General features: G+C 56.3%; 18 protein-coding genes. 6 read left to right on the forward strand and 12 right to left on the reverse strand.

Features of this window, described 5'->3' with window-relative positions; all coding sequences use genetic code 11:
• Positions 1-12: 12 nt before the first annotated feature.
• The 6 genes from sufB to GT003_RS11850 form a co-directional block, all read right to left on the reverse strand.
• Entirely contained in the window at positions 13-1,410 is a 1,398-nt protein-coding gene (sufB, locus tag GT003_RS11825) for a Fe-S cluster assembly protein SufB (RefSeq protein WP_161697785.1), read from the reverse strand.
• An 83-nt stretch (positions 1,411-1,493) separates the two neighbouring features.
• The gene (gene sufU / locus GT003_RS11830) at positions 1,494-1,922 is read right to left on the reverse strand and encodes a Fe-S cluster assembly sulfur transfer protein SufU (protein WP_161697787.1); all 429 of its coding nucleotides are present in this window, start codon (positions 1,920-1,922) and stop codon (positions 1,494-1,496) included.
• Positions 1,909-3,135: a cysteine desulfurase gene (locus GT003_RS11835; RefSeq protein ID WP_161697789.1), complete on the reverse strand. Its 1,227-nt coding sequence runs from the start codon at positions 3,133-3,135 to the stop codon at positions 1,909-1,911. The genes sufU and GT003_RS11835 overlap by 14 nt, the downstream gene beginning before the upstream one ends.
• On the reverse strand, positions 3,132-4,439 hold the full coding sequence (gene sufD / locus GT003_RS11840) for a Fe-S cluster assembly protein SufD (protein WP_161697791.1): 1,308 nt from the start codon (positions 4,437-4,439) through the stop codon (positions 3,132-3,134). Before sufD ends, GT003_RS11835 begins: the two co-directional genes overlap by 4 nt.
• 20 nt (positions 4,440-4,459) lie before the next feature.
• Positions 4,460-5,239, reverse strand: coding sequence for a Fe-S cluster assembly ATPase SufC (gene sufC / locus GT003_RS11845; RefSeq protein WP_161697793.1), 780 nt, complete (start codon positions 5,237-5,239; stop codon positions 4,460-4,462).
• A 168-nt stretch (positions 5,240-5,407) separates the two neighbouring features.
• A complete protein-coding gene (locus GT003_RS11850) occupies positions 5,408-5,995 on the reverse strand; it encodes a DUF1802 family protein (protein WP_239565804.1) in 588 nt (195 codons plus the stop codon).
• Between the two features lie 157 nt (positions 5,996-6,152).
• On the opposite strand from GT003_RS11850, the gene mtnK reads away from it, so the two are divergent.
• Together mtnK and mtnA are read left to right on the forward strand one after the other, a co-directional pair.
• Complete coding sequence (mtnK, locus tag GT003_RS11855; protein WP_161697795.1) at positions 6,153-7,373, forward strand: S-methyl-5-thioribose kinase; 1,221 nt, start codon at positions 6,153-6,155, stop codon at positions 7,371-7,373.
• Positions 7,374-7,392: 19 nt separating this feature from the next.
• Positions 7,393-8,463, forward strand: a complete 1,071-nt coding sequence (mtnA, locus tag GT003_RS11860; RefSeq protein WP_161697797.1) for an S-methyl-5-thioribose-1-phosphate isomerase — start codon at positions 7,393-7,395, stop codon at positions 8,461-8,463.
• 76 nt (positions 8,464-8,539) lie between these two features.
• On the opposite strand, the gene GT003_RS11865 is transcribed toward mtnA, so the two are convergent.
• Positions 8,540-8,845, reverse strand: coding sequence for a YunC family protein (locus GT003_RS11865; RefSeq protein ID WP_161697799.1), 306 nt, complete (start codon positions 8,843-8,845; stop codon positions 8,540-8,542).
• Between the two features lie 194 nt (positions 8,846-9,039).
• Between GT003_RS11865 and GT003_RS11870 the strand changes: the two genes are divergently transcribed.
• Positions 9,040-9,501, forward strand: a complete 462-nt coding sequence (locus tag GT003_RS11870; protein WP_161697801.1) for a hypothetical protein — start codon at positions 9,040-9,042, stop codon at positions 9,499-9,501.
• A 122-nt stretch (positions 9,502-9,623) separates the two neighbouring features.
• Here GT003_RS11870 and GT003_RS11875 read toward each other — a convergent pair whose 3' ends face one another.
• Complete coding sequence (locus GT003_RS11875) at positions 9,624-10,013, reverse strand: DUF423 domain-containing protein (RefSeq protein ID WP_161697803.1); 390 nt, start codon at positions 10,011-10,013, stop codon at positions 9,624-9,626.
• An 80-nt stretch (positions 10,014-10,093) separates the two neighbouring features.
• Here GT003_RS11875 and GT003_RS11880 point away from each other — a divergent pair, with 80 nt between their 5' ends.
• On the forward strand, positions 10,094-10,552 hold the full coding sequence (locus GT003_RS11880) for a hypothetical protein (RefSeq protein WP_161697805.1): 459 nt from the start codon (positions 10,094-10,096) through the stop codon (positions 10,550-10,552).
• 118 nt (positions 10,553-10,670) lie between these two features.
• Here GT003_RS11880 and GT003_RS11885 read toward each other — a convergent pair whose 3' ends face one another.
• The gene (locus GT003_RS11885) at positions 10,671-13,409 is read right to left on the reverse strand and encodes a glycoside hydrolase family 38 N-terminal domain-containing protein (RefSeq protein ID WP_161697807.1); all 2,739 of its coding nucleotides are present in this window, start codon (positions 13,407-13,409) and stop codon (positions 10,671-10,673) included.
• A 150-nt stretch (positions 13,410-13,559) separates the two neighbouring features.
• Positions 13,560-14,711 (reverse strand): GntR family transcriptional regulator, encoded by a 1,152-nt coding sequence (locus tag GT003_RS11890; RefSeq protein WP_161697809.1) that lies wholly within the window; start codon positions 14,709-14,711, stop codon positions 13,560-13,562.
• A 211-nt stretch (positions 14,712-14,922) separates the two neighbouring features.
• Between GT003_RS11890 and yhbH the strand changes: the two genes are divergently transcribed.
• A complete protein-coding gene (gene yhbH, locus GT003_RS11895) occupies positions 14,923-16,083 on the forward strand; it encodes a sporulation protein YhbH (RefSeq protein ID WP_161697811.1) in 1,161 nt (386 codons plus the stop codon).
• A gap of 100 nt (positions 16,084-16,183) precedes the next feature.
• Here the strand turns inward: yhbH and GT003_RS11900 are convergent, their stop codons facing one another.
• Positions 16,184-17,419: an MFS transporter gene (locus GT003_RS11900; RefSeq protein ID WP_161697813.1), complete on the reverse strand. Its 1,236-nt coding sequence runs from the start codon at positions 17,417-17,419 to the stop codon at positions 16,184-16,186.
• A gap of 174 nt (positions 17,420-17,593) precedes the next feature.
• Between GT003_RS11900 and GT003_RS11905 the strand changes: the two genes are divergently transcribed.
• Positions 17,594-19,450, forward strand: coding sequence for an LTA synthase family protein (locus GT003_RS11905; RefSeq protein ID WP_161697815.1), 1,857 nt, complete (start codon positions 17,594-17,596; stop codon positions 19,448-19,450).
• A gap of 56 nt (positions 19,451-19,506) precedes the next feature.
• Here GT003_RS11905 and GT003_RS11910 read toward each other — a convergent pair whose 3' ends face one another.
• Positions 19,507-20,808, reverse strand: a complete 1,302-nt coding sequence (locus GT003_RS11910; protein ID WP_161697817.1) for a sensor histidine kinase — start codon at positions 20,806-20,808, stop codon at positions 19,507-19,509.
• Positions 20,809-20,848: the final 40 nt, after the last annotated feature.

Consider the following 20,848-nt stretch of genomic DNA (forward strand, 5'->3'; position numbering starts at 1 on the left):
CGCGGCCAGTAATTAGCCGATCGAACCTTCCATTTCGAATTTGATGAGACGGTTCATCTCGACCGCGTATTCCATCGGCAGTTCCTTCGTGAATGGCTCGATGAAGCCCATGACGATCATCTGCGTAGCTTCCGCTTCCGTCATGCCGCGGCTCATCAGGTAGAACAGCTGATCCTCGGACACTTTGGATACCGTCGCTTCATGCTCGAGCGTAATGTTGTCGTTCATGATTTCGTTATACGGAATCGTATCCGACGTCGATTGGTTATCGAGAATGAGCGTATCGCATTTGATGTTCGCTTTGGAGCCTTCGGAGTTACGGCCGAACGATGCCAAACCGCGGTACGTTACCTTACCGCCATGCTTGCTAATCGACTTGGAGACGATGGTCGACGTCGTATCCGGCGCAAGATGCGTCATTTTGGCGCCCGCATCCTGGTGCTGGCCCTTGCCCGCTACTGCGATGGACAGAACCATGCCTTTCGCGCCGCGGCCTTTCAGCACGACAGCAGGGTATTTCATCGTCAGCTTGGAACCGATGTTGCCGTCGACCCATTCCATGGTCGCATTCTCTTCCGCAACCGCGCGTTTGGTCACGAGGTTGTAGATGTTCGGCGCCCAGTTCTGAATCGTCGTGTAACGGCAGCGCGCGTTCTTCAGCACGAGGATTTCCACGACTGCGCTGTGCAGCGAGTTCGTGCTGTAGATCGGCGCGGTGCAGCCTTCAACGTAGTGCACGAAGCTGTCTTCGTCGGCTACGATCAGCGTACGCTCGAATTGGCCCATGTTCTCGGAATTGATCCGGAAGTACGCCTGCAGCGGAATTTCGCATTTGACGCCTTTCGGAACGTAGATGAAGCTGCCGCCGGACCAAACCGCGCTGTTCAGCGCAGCAAACTTGTTGTCAGCGGGAGGGATGATCGTACCGAAGTACTGTCTGAAGATCTCCGGGTATTCGCGAAGCGCAGTATCCGTATCCGTGAAGATAACGCCCTGCTTCTCCAGGTCCTCCTGCATGCTGTGATATACGACCTCGGATTCGTACTGCGCGGATACCCCGGCCAGGAACTTCTGTTCCGCTTCCGGAATGCCGAGCTTATCGAACGTTTCCTTGATCTCCGTAGGAACCTCTTCCCACGTTTTGCCTTGCTTCTCGGAAGGACGGACGTAATATTGGATATCGTCGAAATCCAAATCGTCCATGTTGCCGCCCCACTTAGGCATCGGCATTTTGTTGAACTGCTCCAGCGCTTTAAGACGGAATTCAAGCATCCATTCCGGTTCACCTTTAATTTCCGAGATCGTCCGGACGACTTCCGGCGTCAATCCTTTACCGGATTGGAAAATCGCCTTATGCTCGTCGCGGAAGCCATATTTATAGTCTTCCAAATCAGGCATTTGCTTTGCCATCGTATTTGCCTCCTTCTTCTTGCTTTGATTTCTTTGATTTCGATGCTATGCTTACGCGCCCGGCTTATGATCCTAGGCGGTCATTATTGCTGCTGCTGATGCTCGATGCCTTTGCGCAGCGCGTTCCATCCAAGCGTCGCGCATTTGATGCGCGCCGGGAATTTCGTTACGCCGGACAGCGCCTCGATATCCTCGAGCTCATCGAACTCCGTGACTTCGCCTTTGATAAAGGACGAGAACTTCGCCGCCAATGCCAATGCTTCATCCGTTGTCTTGCCATGAACGGCTTCCGTCATCATGGAAGCCGAGGACATGCTGATGGAGCAGCCTTCCCCGGTGAACTTGGCCTGCTTCACGATCCCGTCTTCCACCTGCAGCTGCAGCGTAATGCGGTCGCCGCAGGTGGGATTGTTCAGGTTAATCGTGAGCGCGTCTTCGTCCAGCGTGCCGCGGTTACGCGGATTTTTGTAATGATCCATAATGACTCTGCGATATAAATCATCCAATTCCATAACCGAAGAACTCCTTTGTTTGCTGGAGGCCGTCAATCAGACGATCAACGTCCTCTTCGGTATTGTATAGATAAAAGCTTGCTCTTGCCGTCGAAGAAACATTCAGAAACCGCATCAGCGGCTGGCAGCAATGATGCCCTGCGCGAACAGCGATGCCTTTCGTATCCAGTACCGTCGCCACGTCATGCGGATGAACGTCATCCAGCATAAACGTCACGAGTCCAACCCGATCATGAACGGGTCCGAAAATCGAAATGCCCTCGATCGTGCCGAGCCGGTCATAGGCGTAAGCCGCGAGCTGATGCTCATGCTTCTCGATTTCGTCCAGCCCGATTTCGTTTAGGAAATCGATCGCCGCGCCGAGCCCGACGGCGCCTGCGATGATCGGCGTGCCGCCCTCGAACTTCCAAGGCAGCTCCTTCCACGTGGACTCGTAGAGACCCACGTCATCGATCATTTCGCCGCCGAATTCGATGGGCTCCATCGCTTCGAGCAGCGCTTTCTTGCCGTACAAGGCGCCGATTCCGGTAGGGGCGCACATCTTGTGGCCGGAGAACGCATAGAAATCGCAATCCAAATCGCGTACGTCGACTTTCATGTGCGGCGTGCTTTGCGCGCCGTCGACCACCATCTTGGCGCCGTGCTTATGCGCAATCGCCGTGATTTCCTTGATCGGGTTGACGACGCCGAGCACGTTAGATACGTACATGACCGACACGATCTTCGTGCGGTCCGTGATCGTTGCCTCGACGTCCTCGAGACGGATGGAGCCGTCCTTCTGAAGCGGAATATATTTAAGCGCCGCGCCTGTCGCCTTCGCGACCTGCTGCCAAGGAATAAGATTGGAGTGATGCTCCATTTGCGTGATGACGATTTCGTCGCCCTCGCCGCAATTGGCGCGCGCGTAACTCGAAGCGACCAAATTGAGAGCGGTCGTCGTGCCGCGCGTGAAAATGATTTCCTGCGGGCTGGCCGCGTTCAAGAACTTCGCGGTTTTCTCGCGGGCGCCTTCGTAGGCATCCGTGGCGCGCGAGCCGAGGGTATGAACTCCGCGGTGCACGTTCGCATTGTCATGCTCGTAATAGCGGGCGACCGCATCAATGACGGAACGCGGCTTCTGGGAAGTAGCCGCGCTGTCGAGATAAACGAGCGGGTGCCCGTTTATCGTTTGATGCAGGATCGGAAATTGCTCTCTGATCGCTTGCACATTCATCCTTCAAGCTTCCTTTCCAGCAGACGCTGGAGCTGTTCCCGAACCGGTTCGATCGGAATTTCCGTCACGACAGGGGCCAGGAATCCATAAATAATTAATCGCTCCGCATCCTTTTTCGCAATGCCGCGGGACATGAGGTAATAGATTTGCTCAGGGTTCACTTGGCCGACGCTCGCCGCATGGCCTGCCTTAACATCGTCCTCGTCGATCAACAGGATCGGGTTAGCGTCGCCGCGCGCCTTAGGGCTCAGCATCAGCACTTTCTCCGTCTGTTGGCCGTTCGACTTGGTGGCGCCCTTCTCGATCTTCGTAATTCCGTTGATGATCGCCGTTGCTCCGTCCTTCATGACAGCACGGGTAACCATATCGCTCTCCGTGTTGCGGCCGAAGTGGACAGCGCCCGTCGTCAGGCTCATCTGCTGCGTCTTGGAACCGATGCTGATGACCTTCGCGTCCGACGTGGACCCGTTGCCTTTTAGCAGCGACTGCGTATCGGACAGCGTGTGGCCGTCATGCAGGTCGCCGATAATCCATTCGATGCGGCCGTCGTTCTCGACCACGGCGCGGCGGATCGTCAAATCGATCAGGTTGTCGTGCATATTATGAACCGTCGCATAACGGACATGCGCGCCCGGTTTTACGATAACTTCGACGATCGACTGCTTCGTAATCGGCTGCGCGGACTCTCCATACGTACTTACCACATTGTCCACGTAAGTGACGCTGCTGTGGCTGTCCGCTACGAGAAGGACGCGCGGCGCGAAAGTCGCTTCCGCATCGTCGCTGTAGAACAGCGCCTGCAGCGGCAGTTCGACTTCGACGTTCTTCGGCACGTACAGGAATATCCCGCCGCTCCAGATCGCCGATTGCAGCGCCGTCAGCTTGTTCTCGTCCTGCGGGATCGCTTGGAACAGATATTGCTGTACCAAGTCGCCGTGCTCGCGGGCCGCTGTCTCCAGATCGGTAAAAATAACGCCTTTCGCCGCCAATTCGGGGGTAAGCTGGTGAAGCACGCGCGCTGAGTTGCGCTGTACGACCAGACCCGCCGGAGATTGGCCCGCGAGCCCGCGCAATGCTTCCGGCAGCTCGTCTACCGAAGCGATCGCGGCTTGCGCCTTGTGACTGCCGACAGCCGTTAAGTTCCAACGGCTGATGCGGACCTTCTCGGGCGTCGGCCATTCCAGCGTTTCCGCCAATTCGGCGCCCTTCGTTCTTACTCCTTCAAGCCATGCCGGCTCGCCTTTGCTTTGAGACAAGGCACTGACGGACTGGCGGTTAACCGGAGTTGTTAATTGTGTGCTCATTTCAATTGTTCCTCCTCCGATTAAACCTGTCCGACCGTTTCATCCACGATGCCGAGTTCTTCTTTAACCCAGTCATAGCCTTCGTTCTCAAGGCGTTCCGCCAGCTCGGGTCCGCCCGATTTGACGATACGGCCCTGCATCATGACGTGTACGAAATCCGGTTTGATATAGTTAAGCAAGCGCTGATAGTGAGTGATGATCAAGAATCCGCGGTCTTCGGAACGCATCGCGTTGACGCCGTTCGAGACGATGCGGAGCGCATCGATGTCGAGACCGGAATCGATTTCGTCGAGGACGACGATTTTCGGGTCCAGCATCATCATTTGCAAAATTTCGTTGCGTTTCTTCTCGCCGCCGGAGAAGCCTTCGTTCAAGTAACGGTGCATGAACTCCGTATTCATCTCGAGTTCTTTCATCTTGCCTTCCATTAGGCGGATGAACTTGATGAGAGAGATCTCTTTGCCTTCCTCGCGGCGGGCGTTGATCGCGCTGCGCAGGAAGTCGGAATTGGTCACGCCCGTAATTTCGCTCGGGTACTGCATAGCGAGGAACAAGCCGGCGCGAGCGCGTTCGTCCACGCCCATTTCCAGAAGCGCTTCGCCGTCAAGCTCGACGTGGCCTTCCGTTACTTCGTATTTTGGATGTCCCATGAGCGCCGATGCCAGCGTGCTTTTGCCGGTGCCGTTCGGTCCCATGATGGCATGTACTTCTCCGCCCTTGATCTCAAGGTTGATGCCCTTCAAAATCTCTTTGCCTTCAATGGCCGCCTTCAGGCCATCGATCTTAAAATGTGTTGCCATGATATACTGCTCCCTCCAAATGTTCCGTTGTTTCAATATTTTAAATTTGAAACAATTCCTCTTTAGTAATGACTCTAAATTGATTCTCACTGATTCTCAATTATATATTAGTATAACTTCTGGCAGAAAGCAATCGGCCTCAGTCCCCGCACCGGGTCCCGGCACGTCTTACTTTGCCACGGCACGGCGGATTTCAGCGGCTTGCCGATCGAACTCTTCGTCGTCGAGAACGGGACGCGCAGCCGCGTCTGCGGGCAGAAATTCGAGATCGACCCAAGACTTGCAGCCCGTGTACGCATCCCGCATGGGAAGCGATACGGGGCGTTCCAATTTATGGACGCGAAGCAGTAGCAGATGGAGCGGCTGTTTCCTTTTCCATTTTAAACGATCTTCGGTAAATGTATCCGTCCAGATGTGAAAACTCGCCAGCCGGTCCACCGTCTCCTGGTCGTAGATTTCGATATCGTCTACCGCTTCGGCATAAGATGCGATTTCCACGGTCGGCGAGCCCGGCGCCCATGACTCCGATACAGTCCGAAGATCGTCCTTATACGCTTCCTTCAACAGCTCCGGCTTCTGGTGCTCATAGGCCGGCAGCAGGAAGAAACGGGGCGACTTTAGCTGAAAATCACGCGTCTCCTCCGCGATTCCGCCTTTGCGCAGCACCATGATCTGCTTGCCGTCGGTCAGCGCCTTCACGGCGACGGCCCACTCCTTCAGCGCGATTTTTTGTTCCATTTTGATCTCGCTGGCCATGCTCGTTTCCCCCTCGCTTGTTTGTATTTAGAATAATTATAACAAACAGAGGTATTCCAACGCGAAATTTTTTTCGCTATACTATACTTATTTGGGGTCAAAACGTACGTACGGCGGGCCCTTCCAACCATTACAACGATTCGGAGGTGGACAGTTCATGTCTGCTTATCATCCTTTAAATGAAACAGAAGCGATCGAGATCGCCCGCAAGCTGGAGGGCGTATTTCAACCGGATGCGAAGCTTGCATGCCGCGAGATCGGCGACGGCAACCTGAACTTGGTCTTCCATATCGCAGATCCTGCAGCCCAAAGCAGCATCATCTTGAAGCAGGCGCTTCCATACGCGAAGGTCGTCGGCGAGTCCTGGCCGCTCACGCTCGACCGCGCCCGCATCGAGAGCGAGGCGCTGATCCTCGAGGGAAGCCTTGCGCCGGGGCTCGTCCCGAACGTTTATCTGTACGATCCGGAGCTGGCGCTGACGATCATGGAAGACTTGAGCGATCATGTCATCATGCGCCAAGGTTTGATCAACGGCACGCGTTACCCGCTCTTCGCCGGCCATATCTCCACGTTCCTGGCGCGGACGCTGTTCTTCACGAGCGACCTTGGCCGCAACCAGCAGGAGAAAAAACTCCTGGCACGCAGCTTTGCCAACCCGGAGCTGTGCAAAATCACCGAAGATCTCATCTTCGACGATCCGTACCGCGACGCGGACACGAACAGCTTCGACGAGAGCATCCGCGACGAAGCGCAGGCGCTGTGGAACGATGGCGAGCTGCACTTGGAAGTCGCGCTGCTCCGCGAGAAATTCCTCACGCATGGACAGGCGCTGCTGCATGGCGACTTGCACACGGGGAGCATCTTCATTACGCCGGAATCGACGAAAGTCATCGATCCGGAGTTCGCCTACTTCGGTCCCATGGGCTTCGATATCGGCGCCGTGCTCGGAAATCTGCTGCTGAACTACGCGGCCCGCGAAGGCTTGGACGATGCCGATGCCGAACGCGAGGATTATCGCGCATACCTGCTGAATTCCGTTACGGACATTTGGTCGCAATTCGAAGCGAAATTCCTCGCGCTATGGAACGAGAGCGGCGTTGACCGTATGGCGAATTCCGCGCCGGGGTACAAAGAAAATTATATGCGCCGCCTCCTCCAGGACGCGATCGGATTCGCCGGCTGCAAAATGGTCCGGCGTGTCGTCGGGCTGGCGCATGTCGCGGATATCGACAAGCTGGAAGACGCGGCTGCCCGCGAGCGCGCGCAGCGTTTGGCGCTCCGCATCGGCAAATCGCTTATCAAGCTCAATCGCCGCGTTGTCTCGATCGATCAATTAACCGATGCCGTGCATTCGGCTTCTGCAGCGGCTAAGGCCTAAGGAAAGGGATACGACCTCCATGGAATCTACTGAATCTACTGCCTATCAAGGCTTGCAATCCGTCATATGGTCTGGCGCTCAGCTCGACTTGCTCGACCAACGGCTGCTGCCCGAAGAAATCGTCTATCTGCCGCTCGTCTCCGCTCAAGACGTCTGGGAGGCCATCCGTCATCTTAAAGTTCGCGGCGCACCCGCGATCGGCATCGCTGCCGCATACGGCGTCGTGCTGGGTAGCCGGAACGCGGAGAAAAACTTGTCCGAATGGCTCCGGGCCGTCCGCGAGGCGGCTGCGCATCTGGCTACATCGCGGCCGACAGCCGTTAACCTGTTCTGGGCTCTCGACCGGATGACGGCCCGCGCGGAAGCGCTCGCGGCGTCCGGCTCGGACCTGGCTGCCTGCAAAGACGCGCTGCTGCAGGAAGCGATCGCGATTCAAAGCGAAGACGAAGAGACGAACCGCCTGATCGGCGAGCACGCCCTCACGCTCTTCCAGGACGGCATGGGCGTGCTGACGCACTGCAACGCCGGCGGGCTGGCAACGGCCAAATACGGCACGGCGCTTGCGCCGTTCTATCTTGCATTGGAACAGGGCATCCAGCTTCGCGTGTTCGCGGACGAGACGCGTCCCGTCCTCCAAGGCGCGCGTCTGACCGCCTTCGAGCTGCAGCAGGCCGGCGTCGACGTGACGCTCATCTGCGATAACATGGCCGGCATGGTCATGAGCAAAGGATGGATCGACGCCGTCATCGTCGGAACGGACCGCGTGGCGGCCAACGGCGACGTGGCGAACAAGATCGGCACGTACAGCGTCGCCGTTCTTGCCAAGGCGCACGGCATTCCGTTCTACGTCGCTTGCCCGTTGTCGACGATCGATCTGAACACGCCTTCCGGCTCCGAAATTCCGATCGAGGAGCGCAATGCGGAAGAAATCACGGAAGGCTTCGGCAAACGCACGGCACCGGCCGGCATCAAGGTGTACAACCCTGCGTTCGACGTGACGCCGAACGAGTACGTGACCGCGATCATCACGGAGAAGGGCATTATCCGCCAGCCGTTCGACGTGAATCTCAAGGCGCTCTTCGATAACTAACAACCATGTAAATAAGGCAGCCCGGCATAGAATTCCTGTACCGGGCTGCCTTTATATTCGTTCGGCCTTCTATCATCTATACCATCAGGAGCAGGGCGTCCGCCCCTTTCATTCCTACCGTAATGCCAAGCGTTTCCGCTGTTGCCGTGACCGATTCGAGGGGCGCTGCCATCAATTCCTCCAGCGTCTTGACGCCGACCGCGCGTCCGGCGATAATGCCCCGATCCTTCAACCTGTCGTTCAGAAGCGCGACATCCAGCGCGCCGCACATGATATATCCTTTGTCCGTCGCAACAGCCAACAATGTCGTCTTCGGCAGCAGCACTTCAACGCCGAGCGCCATACTGCCGTCCGCAAGCGGAATGGGTACCATTCGCATCATCCGAGCCACCTCCTCCCGCGACCACTGCTCCAGCATCTTCCCCTTAGGAAATCGCTTCTTCACTATATGCGGAGGCATTCCCCTTAGTGTTGGCGCATTGCACCCGTTTCTGTCTCAATCCGATTCTTGGGACTACATAAATCCGGGCATAAATGGTATGATGGGGATACTTAAGAACTAAATGGAGTCTACCGATGAAACCTTCCAACACGCGCATCACCGCGCCGGACGCTTTTTTGTTTAACGTCGATCTGCTTGTAGAAAGCGAATCCGACGCCAAGGCACTGGAGAAGCTGCTTCACATGCTCAACAAAGCCGGCTTCGCCGATTATCGGATCAAGTCCGGCATCCAGCTGGGACGAATGATCGAATCGCTGGAGAACCAATATCCGTCCCAAGCCGTCCCGATCGAACTGCCAACCGCGCAGCCGCAGGCGGACACGGCCATCGTGCCTTCCGTCTTGGATCGGATCAAGGACTGCATCGCGGCCAAGTCGTTAATTCGAATTATGGTGAACAAAGGCTTTGGCGTCAGATTGAACATTCCGTGCCGCATTCTTCATTTGGATGAGTCCACGCAAATTTTGACCGTTTACCATGTGGACGAGAAACAGGTTTATGCGTTCAGCTTGAACGAAATTGATGATTTCATCTAACAAAAAGAGCCCTCCTGCCGTCAAGTTCGGCGCGGAGCGGCTCGTTTTTTTACGATCGTTAATTGGAGTTTCTCGATTACGCTGCAGCGAAGAAATACAGCCGGGAGTCGACGATACGTCCCCTACTCGGAGCTGCTCTTGGCCTTCCAAATGGAATGCGCGGCGAGCGCCCAAGCGACGATAAAGGCCAGTCCGCCGAACGGCGTAATGATGCCAAGCATATCCACGCCCGACAAGCTGAGGGCATACAGGCTCCCCGAGAACAGGAAAATCCCCAGATGCATCAGGCGCGCAGCCCAGCGGAGCTTGTTGTTGTTCTTCCCGATTCGATCCGCGGCCAGCGCAAGCAGCAGCAGACCGATCGCATGGTACATATGGTAGCGAACGCCGGTTTCGAACACGTCCAGCATGTCCTCGGTTAATTTGTCCTTCAACCCATGGGCGGCGAAAGCCCCCAGCACGACGGCAAGCAATGCGTGAATCGCGCCGTAAGCCCCGTATTTGTTGAACATTTTTTCCTCAATCCTTTCCAATGACTGTAAAATAAGGTAGAATGTACGAAAACGAAACGACTGCATTGAGGAGGAACTCCGTGAGCGAACAAGAACCGCCTGAAAGCGCATACCCGCAGTATGACTTTGCTCCCGTATCGAATTCCGAGGGGGAACCGCACAAGACCCAATCCAAGCTGGGCATCGCCTCGTTTATAATCGGGCTCGTCAGCCTCATCCTTATCGTCGTTGCCATCTTCGTATCGACATCCTTCATTATGGACCACATCAAGCTTGACGGCAACTCCGATACGCTCCGTACGGATCTCGAAGATCAGTTGAAAGATGCCAATGATGTCATGCCGATCATCGTTGCCGGATTAATGATGCTGCTTTCCTTCGGCTCGAGTCTCGTGGGCTTGATTCTCGGCATTGTGGGAGCCTGCGCCAAGGACAAGAAAAAGACGTTCCCCGTCATCGGCATCATCTTGAATGCGCTGCTTCCGGTCGGTCTCGTCTGCTTGTTCGTGCTGGGCGTTGCCTTAAACGGATCGTCCTAAGCATGCGGCTTACGGCTTATACGCTCGCCGAGCGGCGTGCATGGAACGTGCGTTCAATTAACCGAAGAGAAGAGGACCGCAGCCGATCGGCTGCGGTCCTCTTGTTCATTCTGGGCAGTTAGCCCCGGAATTTCACCAACACCGTTTGGATCGCTTTGGCGCCGAGCTTCAGGCTGAAGCCGGTTTCGCCGCCTTGCAGGCCGTCGAAGTCGACTAGCGGCTGCTCATCCAGCGTTACCGCGGCCGAAGAGGCAAGCGGCCGATCAAAGCGAATGACGGCCGAAGCCTCCTCTTCGCCGAGATTCAGCAGCCGGATGACGAAAGCGTCCGTCTCCCGCTGCGCCCGAAGAATCGCCGTTACGCGTACGTTCTCTCCGTCCACCTGAACGAATGCATGCTCCGCGGGCAAGTCGCGGCCGCGCATCTGCAGGTTCTCGTAACGGATCTCGTCCCTGCGAACGGAGGCCGTCCGCAGACCAGCGGCAAACTGCTCCCGCTCGCCCCATAACGCCGGAAGCGGCTGGCCGGCTGCGAACGGACGAATCGCATAATCGAAGTCCAGCTGGCGGAGCAGCTGGCCGCCGTCCTGAGGACCGTCGACGAACACCTCTTTGCCCGTGCTCCGGAACAGCGTCAGCGCGACCGTTCTCGCGGCATCAGGTTTGATCGCCAGTTCGTATAGCCCTTTGGCGTACAGCGCAATGCCCGCTTCTTCATCCTCCAGCGCGACAAACCCGTTGTACGGTTCGTTGCCTCTGTTCAATTCCGAGTATGCAGCATAATCGGGCTGAACGATCTCCCGCTTTACTACGTCATAAGGGGTGCTCGCGTGATAATGCCCGGTTTGCCGCCCTGTCGGCAGCAGAAGCTTCAGCCGGTGAGCTCGCGCCGTATTATGCACGCTCGTGCGGCAGCGCAGCACCGGATCGTTCAGCCGCAGTTCGATGTCGGTCACGATGCGAAGCGGCGTCTTGTCCCGCTTCCTGCGCAGCTCATCCGGCGCGATCGCTTCCGGTACCAGGAATACAAGCTCCACCCGGGCGACGCCGACGAACGGACCATCGGTTACCGTCGATATTTCCGCCCGGCATCCGCTCGAATAGAACGTCTCGTTGACGAGCGGCGCGATATGGTTCCAGCCTTCTCCGATATCCGCTTCATCCTCGAATGCCAGCAGCCGATCGAAGCTCGCTCCAGTCGTCCTGTCGGTCACTTGGATGGTGCCGTTCTCGCGAATATGCAGAATAAGAAGCCCGTTGTCCCAGGTCGTCTCGTCCTGCTTCATCGTGCCGGTCACCCGCTTCGGATGCACATGCTCCTTCCTTCCATACTCACCGCTCCCGAGCGGCGCAATAGCCTTGAATTGCAGGGCGTACCCGCGATACCCGAACGAAGGAACGCGGCCTTGAAAAGCAAACTTCACCCGCTCCACCGTTTCCGCGCCCGGAATGTCGCGATAGCGATGAACCCGCTTGGCTGTATTCGGCTTGCGATCGATGAGCTGTATATCCAGCGGCTGCCCATCCGCATCCCGAAGCTCCAGGAACAGCCCATGCTCCGGCCGCTGAAGCTCCGCCTCCGCGACGATGACGCCGTTTACCGCTTCTTGAACGGCGTTATAGACGACGAGAACGTCGCTGCCGTTCATTGGCGCGGGATCGATATGATTGGCGAAATAGAGTGCCTGTTCGTGCATCATTCGTTCCGCGATGAGACGGCTTTGATCGAACCGATAGATCATGTCTTGATGCACTTGGCTGATCGAGCACCCGCAGATGGAATCGTGAGGGTGGTTTTGCATCAGATACGTCCATGCTCGGTCCAGGAACGCATGCGGATAGGCCCGGCCTTCGAGCGAAGCAAAGACGGCCCAAGGCTCCGCCCATTTCTCGAGCAGCACCTCGCACTGCTGGTTCATCTGCTTCAGATGAATACGGGACGAGAGCACGTTGACGAGCACCATATTGTTCAGCCCGCTGTAGCCTGGCGATTTCTGTTCTCCCCGGTACAGGCGAAGCTCGCCCGTTTTCCCTCGAAGCGCTTCCAAATAGTGTTCCAGCGACGCATGCACGAACTCCACGCCTTCCAGCTCCGAAGCGCCGTTCAGCAGCCGCAGGAGCTCGGGCAGAAGCGGCTCGATCTCGATATGGTCTACGCCGTCAAGTCCCAGCATGATGTCCGTCGTCGCCCGTTCGTTCTTGTACGTCAGCATGTCCTGCGCCCGGCGAATGATTTCATCGTTGTCATACTGGAAGTTCCGATCGGCAAACGGCCAGCGGATAAAAAAATAAAAGTCCCCGTAGGCGCGGTCCTCGTCAAGCTTCAAGCCGAGCACCGTACTGCCGTCCGCGCCCTCCCAGCGAATCTCCGCAGGATCGGCGTCGCCGTGGAAGCCGCGGAACAGGATCGCATTGTCGATGCCGAAGCCGCGGAGCAGCTGGGGCAGCTGGCTGTTATGACCGAAAATGTCGGGCACGTAGCCCGCCTTGGCCGGTTCGGCGCCCAGGCTGCGCGAATCGCGGAAACCGCGCTGCAAATTGCGGACCAGCGACTCCCCGCTGACCAGAAATTCGTCCGGCATCACGTACCACGGCCCGACGGCAATGCGGCCTTCCCGGATGAAACCGAGCAGCTGTTCCCGGCGCTCGGGCCGGATTTCCAAATAATCGTCGACGACGATCGTTTGGCCGTCCATCAAGAAATAACGATAATCCGGATTGCTTGCCAGCGTATCCAGCAGCTCGTCGAGCATGTAGACAAGCCGAGTACGGAAGCCTTGAAAATCCTGGTACCATTCCCGATCCCAATGCGTATGCGACACGACGTACACCTTGCTGATGCGTTGCGACTCCGACATAGGCGCCTCCCGATATGACAAATATTTGTAATATATGATATGTCGATATAGTATAACAATGTGAATGATGCGTCAATGAAAAAAACAGAACCGCGATCCCGGGTTCTGTTCCTCCAGCTTCTTCTTGTATGAAATAGATTTATTCGCTGCTCATGCGCTCGGAGGCGCCGTCGATTCGCGAGCGACGATGTCCGGTACAAGCATGATTTTACGGTACGGCTGCTCTCCGCTCTCGTTCATCAGCTCCAGGATATGCTTCCCCGCCAAACGTCCGACTTCTTCTTCATGCTGGTCGATATACGTGAAGAAATCGAATTCGCGGCTTGGGGATAGATTATCGAACGCCACGATCGACAGATCCTGCGGAACGCGAAGTCCCAGCTGCTTGACGATGCGGTACAAATGAAGCGCCACCGGACCGTTCAGCGCAATATAGGCCGTCGCCAGTCCGGCTTCGACGCAGCGCCGGAGCGGATCGTCCTCTCCGGCCTCCCCGTCAAGCACGGCATGCCCGCCATCCACCTTCAGCGAAAAATCGGTCAGCATGAGGGCGGGATTGATTTTCTCCCCCAGCTCCTTCATGGCGAGCAGATAACCGGACACGCGCTGTTCGATCGTCGTCGTCGACAGCGGCATGCCGGAACAAATCGCGATGTCGCGATGGCCGAGCGCATGGAGATGATTGACCGCCAGCCTCGCGGCCTCCACCCCGTCCGATCCGATAAAATGCGTCTCGATGCCCGTCAAATAGCGGTCGATGATCAGAAACGGAAACTTCTCCAGCTTCAGCCGCAGGATTTCGTCGTTATGCGTCTTGGAATCGAGCGGGAAAATGATGAGCCCCTCCGCTCCCATTCGCAGCAGCTCGCGTATCGCCTCCGCTTCGCGCTTCTTCGAGCCCTCGGAAAGCATGACGACGAGGTGGCAGTTGGATGGCCGAAGCGCCTTGGCTATGCCGCTCTGGAGACGCAGCATGAAGTAGTCGCTTAAGCTAGGCGTGATAAGACCGATCAGCCTTAGCCTTTCCTCCTCCTCGGCTTGCCGTCCTTCTTGAATGCCGCGCGTCCCTTCATTAAGGGCCGTCCCGCTCACATAGCTGCCCTTTCCTTGGATCCGGTGCAGCCAGCCTTCCTTCGCCAGTCCCGTCAACGCATTGGAAACGGTAATCCGGCTAACGCCAAACTTCGCCATCAGCTCCTTCTCGGTCGGAATCTGGTCGCCGGTCTTCCAGCCTCCCCGGCTGATTTCCTGCTTGATGTAATCCTGAATCACTTGGTATATCGGTATCCGTTGTTCCTGCATCCTTGATTTCGTTCCCCTCGTCATTCGTCCTTTTCCACCGTTATGTTACGTATTATAACAAATATAGCCTTTCAGACAACGGTCATCGGCCGAAAGCCCGCGAACCGGACGGCCTTGGAAGCCGCGAGACGTTATTTTGCCCCACATATCGGACGGCGCGCTGAATACAATGAATAACAACAAGCTCATTCGGCTGGGGAGGTGTCTACGCATGACAAATCTTAACGAACCGCTGTTTACCGTATCGCGCGAAGACTGGTCGCTTCATCGGAAAGGACATCAAGATCAGGCCAGACACCAACAGAAGGTCCGCGAAGCGATCAAGCAAAATTTGCCCGACTTGGTCTCCGAAGAAAATATTATCATGTCGGACGGCAAACAAGTCATCAAAGTGCCGATCCGCAGTCTCGATGAATTCCGGTTCGTCTACAATTTCAACAAAAACAAGCATGTCGGCCAAGGGGACGGCGACAGCCAGGTCGGCGACGTGCTCGGCGTCGATCCCGCGTCCGCGCAGAAAGGCGGCAAGGGCGAGAATGCCGGCGATCAGCCCGGCGATGATATCGTGGAAGCCGAAATCAGCCTGGCGGAGCTGGAGACGATGCTGTTCGAGGAACTCGAGCTGCCCTTCTTGAAGCAAAAGGACCGCGATCAGCTGGAGACAAAGGAAATTCGCTTCAACGATATTCGCAAGAAAGGCATCATGTCCAATATCGACAAGAAGCGGACCATTCTCGAGAATCTGAAGCGCAACGCGACGAGCGGCGCACCGGGCATCCACGGCATTTCGCCGGATGATCTGCGCTATAAGACGTGGGAAGAGATCATCAAGCCGCAATCCAATGCGGTGATTCTCGCCATGATGGATACGAGCGGCAGTATGGGCAGCTTCGAGAAATACGTGGCCCGCAGCTTCTTCTTCTGGATGACGCGCTTCCTCCGGCATCAATACGAGCATGTGGAGATCGTCTTTATCGCGCATCATACCGAAGCGAAGGAAGTGACGGAGGAAGAGTTCTTCACCCGCGGCGAAAGCGGCGGCACGATCTGCTCCTCCGCCTACATTAAAGCGATCGACATCATCGATAATCGCTTCCCGCCGTCCATGTACAATATCTATCCGTTCCACTTCTCCGACGGCGACAATTTGACGAGCGACAACGAGCGCTGCGTGAAGCTGATCGGCGAGCTGCTCAAGCGGGCCAATCTGTTCGGCTACGGCGAGGTCAACCAGTACAACCGGTCCAGCACGCTGATGTCGGCCTACAAGCATATCAATCTGCCCAACTTCATGCACTACGTCATCAAGGAGAAAGGCGAAGTCTACAACGCCCTTAAGTCATTCTTCCGTAAACGAGAGCTTGCCGTATAAACCGCGCTGCTTCTTGTCCCCTTATATAAATGAAACGGCGCCGCGGGAAGATAAGTCCCGCGGCGCCATTTGTATATTCGTTCCTTCGTTATTCCCCCGCTTAAGAGGCATCCGCTCGTCCGTGCGAGCGCATGGTTCCGCGATTGTAAGCCAAGAACGCCGCCAGCCCGATCAATCCGCACACGCCCGACGCAAACAGCAAATACGGCAGCGGCACGGAGCCCGACAACGCCGTTCCGAGCAGCGGTCCAATGGTTCCTCGAATGCCGAACAGCATGAAATGCAGGCCGACGACGACGGCTTCCCGGCCCGGAGCGAGCCTGAACATATACGTGAGGAAACCAATGTCCCAAATCGCGTCGCCTATCCCCTGAATGCCGCTCCCGATCAGCACCGCCGTATAATTGCCGAGCAGCGCGTAACAGAGCGGGACGATTCCGAAGGCGGCCAGCCCGAAGGCAATCGTATGTTTGGCGGACAATCGGTCGATGATTCGTCCGGTTATATAATAGCTGGACAAGAGCCCCAGGAAATAAAACGCCCTGGCGAGTCCGATTTGGGTATTGGACAGCTCGAGCCGTTCCACTTGCATGATGCTGTACAGCGGCCCCGCCAGCAAATTGGCGAATCCCGTGAACGAAGTCGCCACGAAGAAGACCGCGAGCTCCCTATTCTTCTTGATCAGCGAGAGCTGGGCGCGAAAATCGAATCGTTTGCCGCCCGGCTTGGACGGCGCCGCCTTGCGGGCCTTCATGCGCGAGAATACCAGGATGGACAGCACGCCCGTAACGGAGGCGAACGCGAGCGGCAGCCTCGGCCCCGAGACGTCGATCCATCGGCCTGCCAGAAAGGCCATCGGAATCATCAGCGCGCCCATAAGCACGCGCGTCATCCCCATCAGCCAGCCGCGGTTTTCCGGCGGATACATGCGAATGACGAGCGCTGCATACCCTGGAGCTTGGATGCCCATCAGCATTTGGAAACCCAGAGCCGTCAGAACGTAGACGAGCGGCGCGCCGAAGAAGGCGGGAAGCAGAACCAGCAGCCTGCCCAACAGATTCGGCAAAACGACGAAAGGCTTCGGATCCGTCCGCTCGATGAAAGCAGCCCACAGGGGGGAGAACAGCAGTCCGACGGCCGGCGCCGCCGATATGATGCCGACCTCCAAATGGGAAGCGCCCTGCTGGATCGCCATCGGCAGGTAAAATTGCCCGAACATGACGTTAAAGAAGCTGAACAGAATGGACGCCGCGACGTCGGTGCGGAAATTAAACCACGCGCGCGGACCGAGCCTCAGCTCGACGGCCTTCCATTTGGTTTTGAGTTCGCTGGGCATAGGCGTTAGATCCACTCCGTCGGAAATATATTAGCTGGGCTTAGTATAGCACGCCGCGCGCGCGCGCAGGCGGATTTTATCCGTTTTTCGGCTTTTGACAAACTAGCGCCGACGAGAGCATAATAAACGTTGTGAGATTTGCAGCTAGCGTATGTCGAAAGGAAGGTTATTTACATGCCTGCATGGTCATTCAAGCGGCTGATCCATATGAAGCCGTTTATTTTTTTCACTCTGATATTAATCCTTAAAGGCATGCTCGCCTACTTCGTCATCTTCGACGGCGGTCCGTCCTGGACGCTGCTCGTAACCGAAATCCCCTTCTGTTGGCTGCTGTTCTGCCTGATCGAATGGTTCGCGACCAAACGCAAGCTCGTGTATTACGTGACGGTTAACCTGCTGGTCACCGCCATCTTCTTCGCGGTCATTATGTATTACAAATATTTCGGCATCATCGTGACGTATCACGCGCTCGAGCAGGTGAATCAGGTAACGGCCGTGAAGAGCAGCGTTTTCTCGCTTCTCGATCCGTATTATTTGTTCATTTTTCTCGACATCATCGTCTTCTTCGTTCTCTTGTTCCGCCGCAAACGGGCCTTGGACTGGAAACGGATGAGCCAGCTGCCGCTTAACCGCGCCATCGTATCCGCCGTGTTCATCGTTTCGCTCGCGCTCTGCCTGTTCAATATCTTGCCGAATCGGGCCAGCATGAACGAAATCGTGAAGGCCGAGGACATGGGCATTCTCAATTACGAGCTGTACACGCTGTTCTCCGATCCGAAGCAGCCCACGCTGCCGATGAGCGAAATTACGCAGGCCGCGATCGACCGGGAGAAAGGCATTGAGGAGCCGGCTTCGCCGAAGTATTGGCAAGCGTCGAAAGGCAAGAACCTGATTATCGTACAGATGGAAGCGTTCCAGAACTTCCTGGTCGGCCTTACGATCGACGGGCAGGAAATAACGCCGAACATGAATAAGCTCGCCAAAGCGCATATTTACTTCTCGAACTTCTACCAGCAGGTCGGACAAGGCAATACCTCCGATGCGGAGTTCGTCGTCAACACGTCCTTCTATACGCCGCCGACCGGCGCCGCATCCGTCGTGTATACCGACCGGGCGCTCCCGAGCCTGCCGAAGCTCCTGCAGGCGAACGGATACCAGACCGCTACCTTCCATACGAATTTCGTGGAGTTCTGGAACCGCAGCGAATTGTATAAAGCGATCGGTTTCGAGAAGTACTATGACCAAAACTGGTTCGGCAAGGACGATACCGTATTCTTCGGTCCGTCCGACGAGGTACTGTACCAAAAAACGGCCGAGCAGCTGGGCGAGATGCAGAAATCCGGACCCTTCTATTCGCAGCTGATTACGATGTCCTCCCATCATCCGTTTACGATTCCGGAGCGCAAATACAAAATCAAGCTCCCGGCCCGTTATGACGGCACCTTCGTAGGCGACTACATCCGCGCGCAGAACTATGCGGATTACGCGCTTGGCTTGTTCATCGACGATCTGAAGAAACGCGGCATTTGGGATAACAGCGTGTTCGTCATCTACGGCGATCATCTCGGTCTTCCGATCTACTCGCTGAACAACGACGAGAAGAAGTTGATGAAGGAAATTTACGGCCGCGATTACGCGAATACGGATATGATCAACATCCCGCTCATCATTTCGGCGCCAGGGGTCACGAAGCCCATGGAGCTGAAAGAAACGGGAGGGCAATCCGATATAATGCCGACCGTCGCCAACCTGCTTGGTATTTCGCTTCAGGATCATATTCATTTCGGACAAGATCTGCTTAACCAATCGTCCAATATCCTGCCGGAGCGCTATTACCTCCCGACCGGGTCGCTGCTGACGGACCATGACATGTTTATCCCGGGCACGAGCTTCAAGGACGGCACGAATCATCCGCTGCACGGCGATGCGCAGGCTGCCGTGCCGACTACGGAGGACCAGTACAACCGAGCGCTTAAGCTCCTGCAAATGTCCGACAGTTACGTATCCCAGCTGCCTTCGGTAAATCCATAACCCTCTTCGCAACGACAACACCCCCGCCGATTCCGATTCGGCGGGGGTGTTTTTTGCTAGCTGTTGAGTTCCATCGGAACCGATGAATGGGCTTGCAAGGGAATCGCATTGCTGAGGCGGTACCTGATCTCGCATACCGTCCCCTGTCCTCGTTTGCTGGTGAACGCAATCTTTCCGCCCATGACGCTGATCAGACTGACGACCACCATCAAGCCTAGGCCGGTCCCCTTCTCCTTCGTCGTGAAGAAGGGGGTTCCGATTCGCTTCAGCTGCAGCTTGCTCATCCCTACTCCTGTATCCGCGATGGCAATGCATACCTGATGCTGCTCGACTCTCGTGGCGATGGACAGCTTCCCTCCGCCGGGCATCGCTTCAATGGCATTCTTCAACAGATTCAGCAGGCACTGCTGGAATTTCTTCGGCTCGCCAAGAATGATGAGCGGGCAGTCATCGTGATGCTTCATCTCGATTTCCACGTTGGACATATCGGCCAATGGCGCAATCCATGGCGTCAGCGATTCGAGCTCCGTCTTCACGTCGATCGGCCTCGCCTCTTCGACCGACGGTTTGGCATAATTCAAATAATCCGTAATGATCGAAGTCGCCTGATCGATCCCTTCGATCGCATGCTTGCGGTATCGTTCCAGCGTATCCGCGCTCAGGCTCTGCTTGCCCATCATTTGCAGAAACCCGCTCGTCATCGTCAGCGGATTGCGAACCTCATGCGAGATCGAAGCGGCGAGCTGTCCGAGCATTTGATATTTCTCGGCGTTATAGAGCTCCTCCATCATCCGGGCGTGGTTCTTGACCCGGTAATGCGAATAGAAGACGATCGCCGCCGACGGCAGGGTACCGATCAGGATCATAGCCGCCGTACCGGCATCCATTGCGTTGCCTCGAATCGCGCATACGAAGAGGTATACCGCCGCATGGAAGGCAACCAACGACAGCGCCCCGGCCATGATGATGCCCAGCGAGCTGCGGCGGTAGAAGCGATGATGGAAGTAAAGTCCGAGCAGCATCAGAATCGTATTGCTTGACGCGTTAGCCACCCAATCCGTGCCCACGAACGCGATGCCGCAGCATACGAAAGCCAGCCAGGTTACCATGCCCACGAGCGCCCCTTCGAACACGGCGGCGAGCACGATCGCGATGGGCATGACATGCAGCGCGTAGACGCGGACATCTATCGACTCGAAGCCAAGATAAACGGCGGAAAACACGATCAGAATCGTGACGTAGAGCAGCTTCCTTCGGAACTCGCCGACCAGCGCTCTCGGCGTAACGAGCATAAACATCAGGCAGGCAACTAATATATAGAGCAATTCATGAATCTCGTGCATGAATATATGCGTCATACCCGGAACATTCGACTCCCCAAGTGAACATGATCGGTTT

The organism is Paenibacillus sacheonensis (assembly GCF_009909195.1).
In the GTDB taxonomy this organism is placed as follows: domain Bacteria; phylum Bacillota; class Bacilli; order Paenibacillales; family Paenibacillaceae; genus Paenibacillus_Z; species Paenibacillus_Z sacheonensis.

Excerpts from the sequence above, each read along its gene's own strand:
- sufB (WP_161697785.1), bottom strand. The coding sequence starts at position 1,410 with ATGGCAAAGCAAATGCCTGATTTGGAAGACTATAAATATGGCTTCCGC.
- sufU (WP_161697787.1), bottom strand. The coding sequence starts at position 1,922 with ATGGAATTGGATGATTTATATCGCAGAGTCATTATGGATCATTACAAA.
- GT003_RS11835 (WP_161697789.1), bottom strand. The coding sequence starts at position 3,135 with ATGAATGTGCAAGCGATCAGAGAGCAATTTCCGATCCTGCATCAAACG.
- sufD (WP_161697791.1), bottom strand. The coding sequence starts at position 4,439 with ATGAGCACACAATTAACAACTCCGGTTAACCGCCAGTCCGTCAGTGCC.
- sufC (WP_161697793.1), bottom strand. The coding sequence starts at position 5,239 with ATGGCAACACATTTTAAGATCGATGGCCTGAAGGCGGCCATTGAAGGC.
- GT003_RS11850 (WP_239565804.1), bottom strand. The coding sequence starts at position 5,995 with ATGGCCAGCGAGATCAAAATGGAACAAAAAATCGCGCTGAAGGAGTGG.
- mtnK (WP_161697795.1), top strand. The coding sequence starts at position 6,153 with ATGTCTGCTTATCATCCTTTAAATGAAACAGAAGCGATCGAGATCGCC.
- mtnA (WP_161697797.1), top strand. The coding sequence starts at position 7,393 with ATGGAATCTACTGAATCTACTGCCTATCAAGGCTTGCAATCCGTCATA.
- GT003_RS11865 (WP_161697799.1), bottom strand. The coding sequence starts at position 8,845 with ATGATGCGAATGGTACCCATTCCGCTTGCGGACGGCAGTATGGCGCTC.
- GT003_RS11870 (WP_161697801.1), top strand. The coding sequence starts at position 9,040 with ATGAAACCTTCCAACACGCGCATCACCGCGCCGGACGCTTTTTTGTTT.
- GT003_RS11875 (WP_161697803.1), bottom strand. The coding sequence starts at position 10,013 with ATGTTCAACAAATACGGGGCTTACGGCGCGATTCACGCATTGCTTGCC.
- GT003_RS11885 (WP_161697807.1), bottom strand. The coding sequence starts at position 13,409 with ATGTCGGAGTCGCAACGCATCAGCAAGGTGTACGTCGTGTCGCATACG.
- GT003_RS11890 (WP_161697809.1), bottom strand. The coding sequence starts at position 14,711 with ATGCAGGAACAACGGATACCGATATACCAAGTGATTCAGGATTACATC.
- yhbH (WP_161697811.1), top strand. The coding sequence starts at position 14,923 with ATGACAAATCTTAACGAACCGCTGTTTACCGTATCGCGCGAAGACTGG.
- GT003_RS11900 (WP_161697813.1), bottom strand. The coding sequence starts at position 17,419 with ATGCCCAGCGAACTCAAAACCAAATGGAAGGCCGTCGAGCTGAGGCTC.
- GT003_RS11905 (WP_161697815.1), top strand. The coding sequence starts at position 17,594 with ATGCCTGCATGGTCATTCAAGCGGCTGATCCATATGAAGCCGTTTATT.
- GT003_RS11910 (WP_161697817.1), bottom strand. The coding sequence starts at position 20,808 with ATGACGCATATATTCATGCACGAGATTCATGAATTGCTCTATATATTA.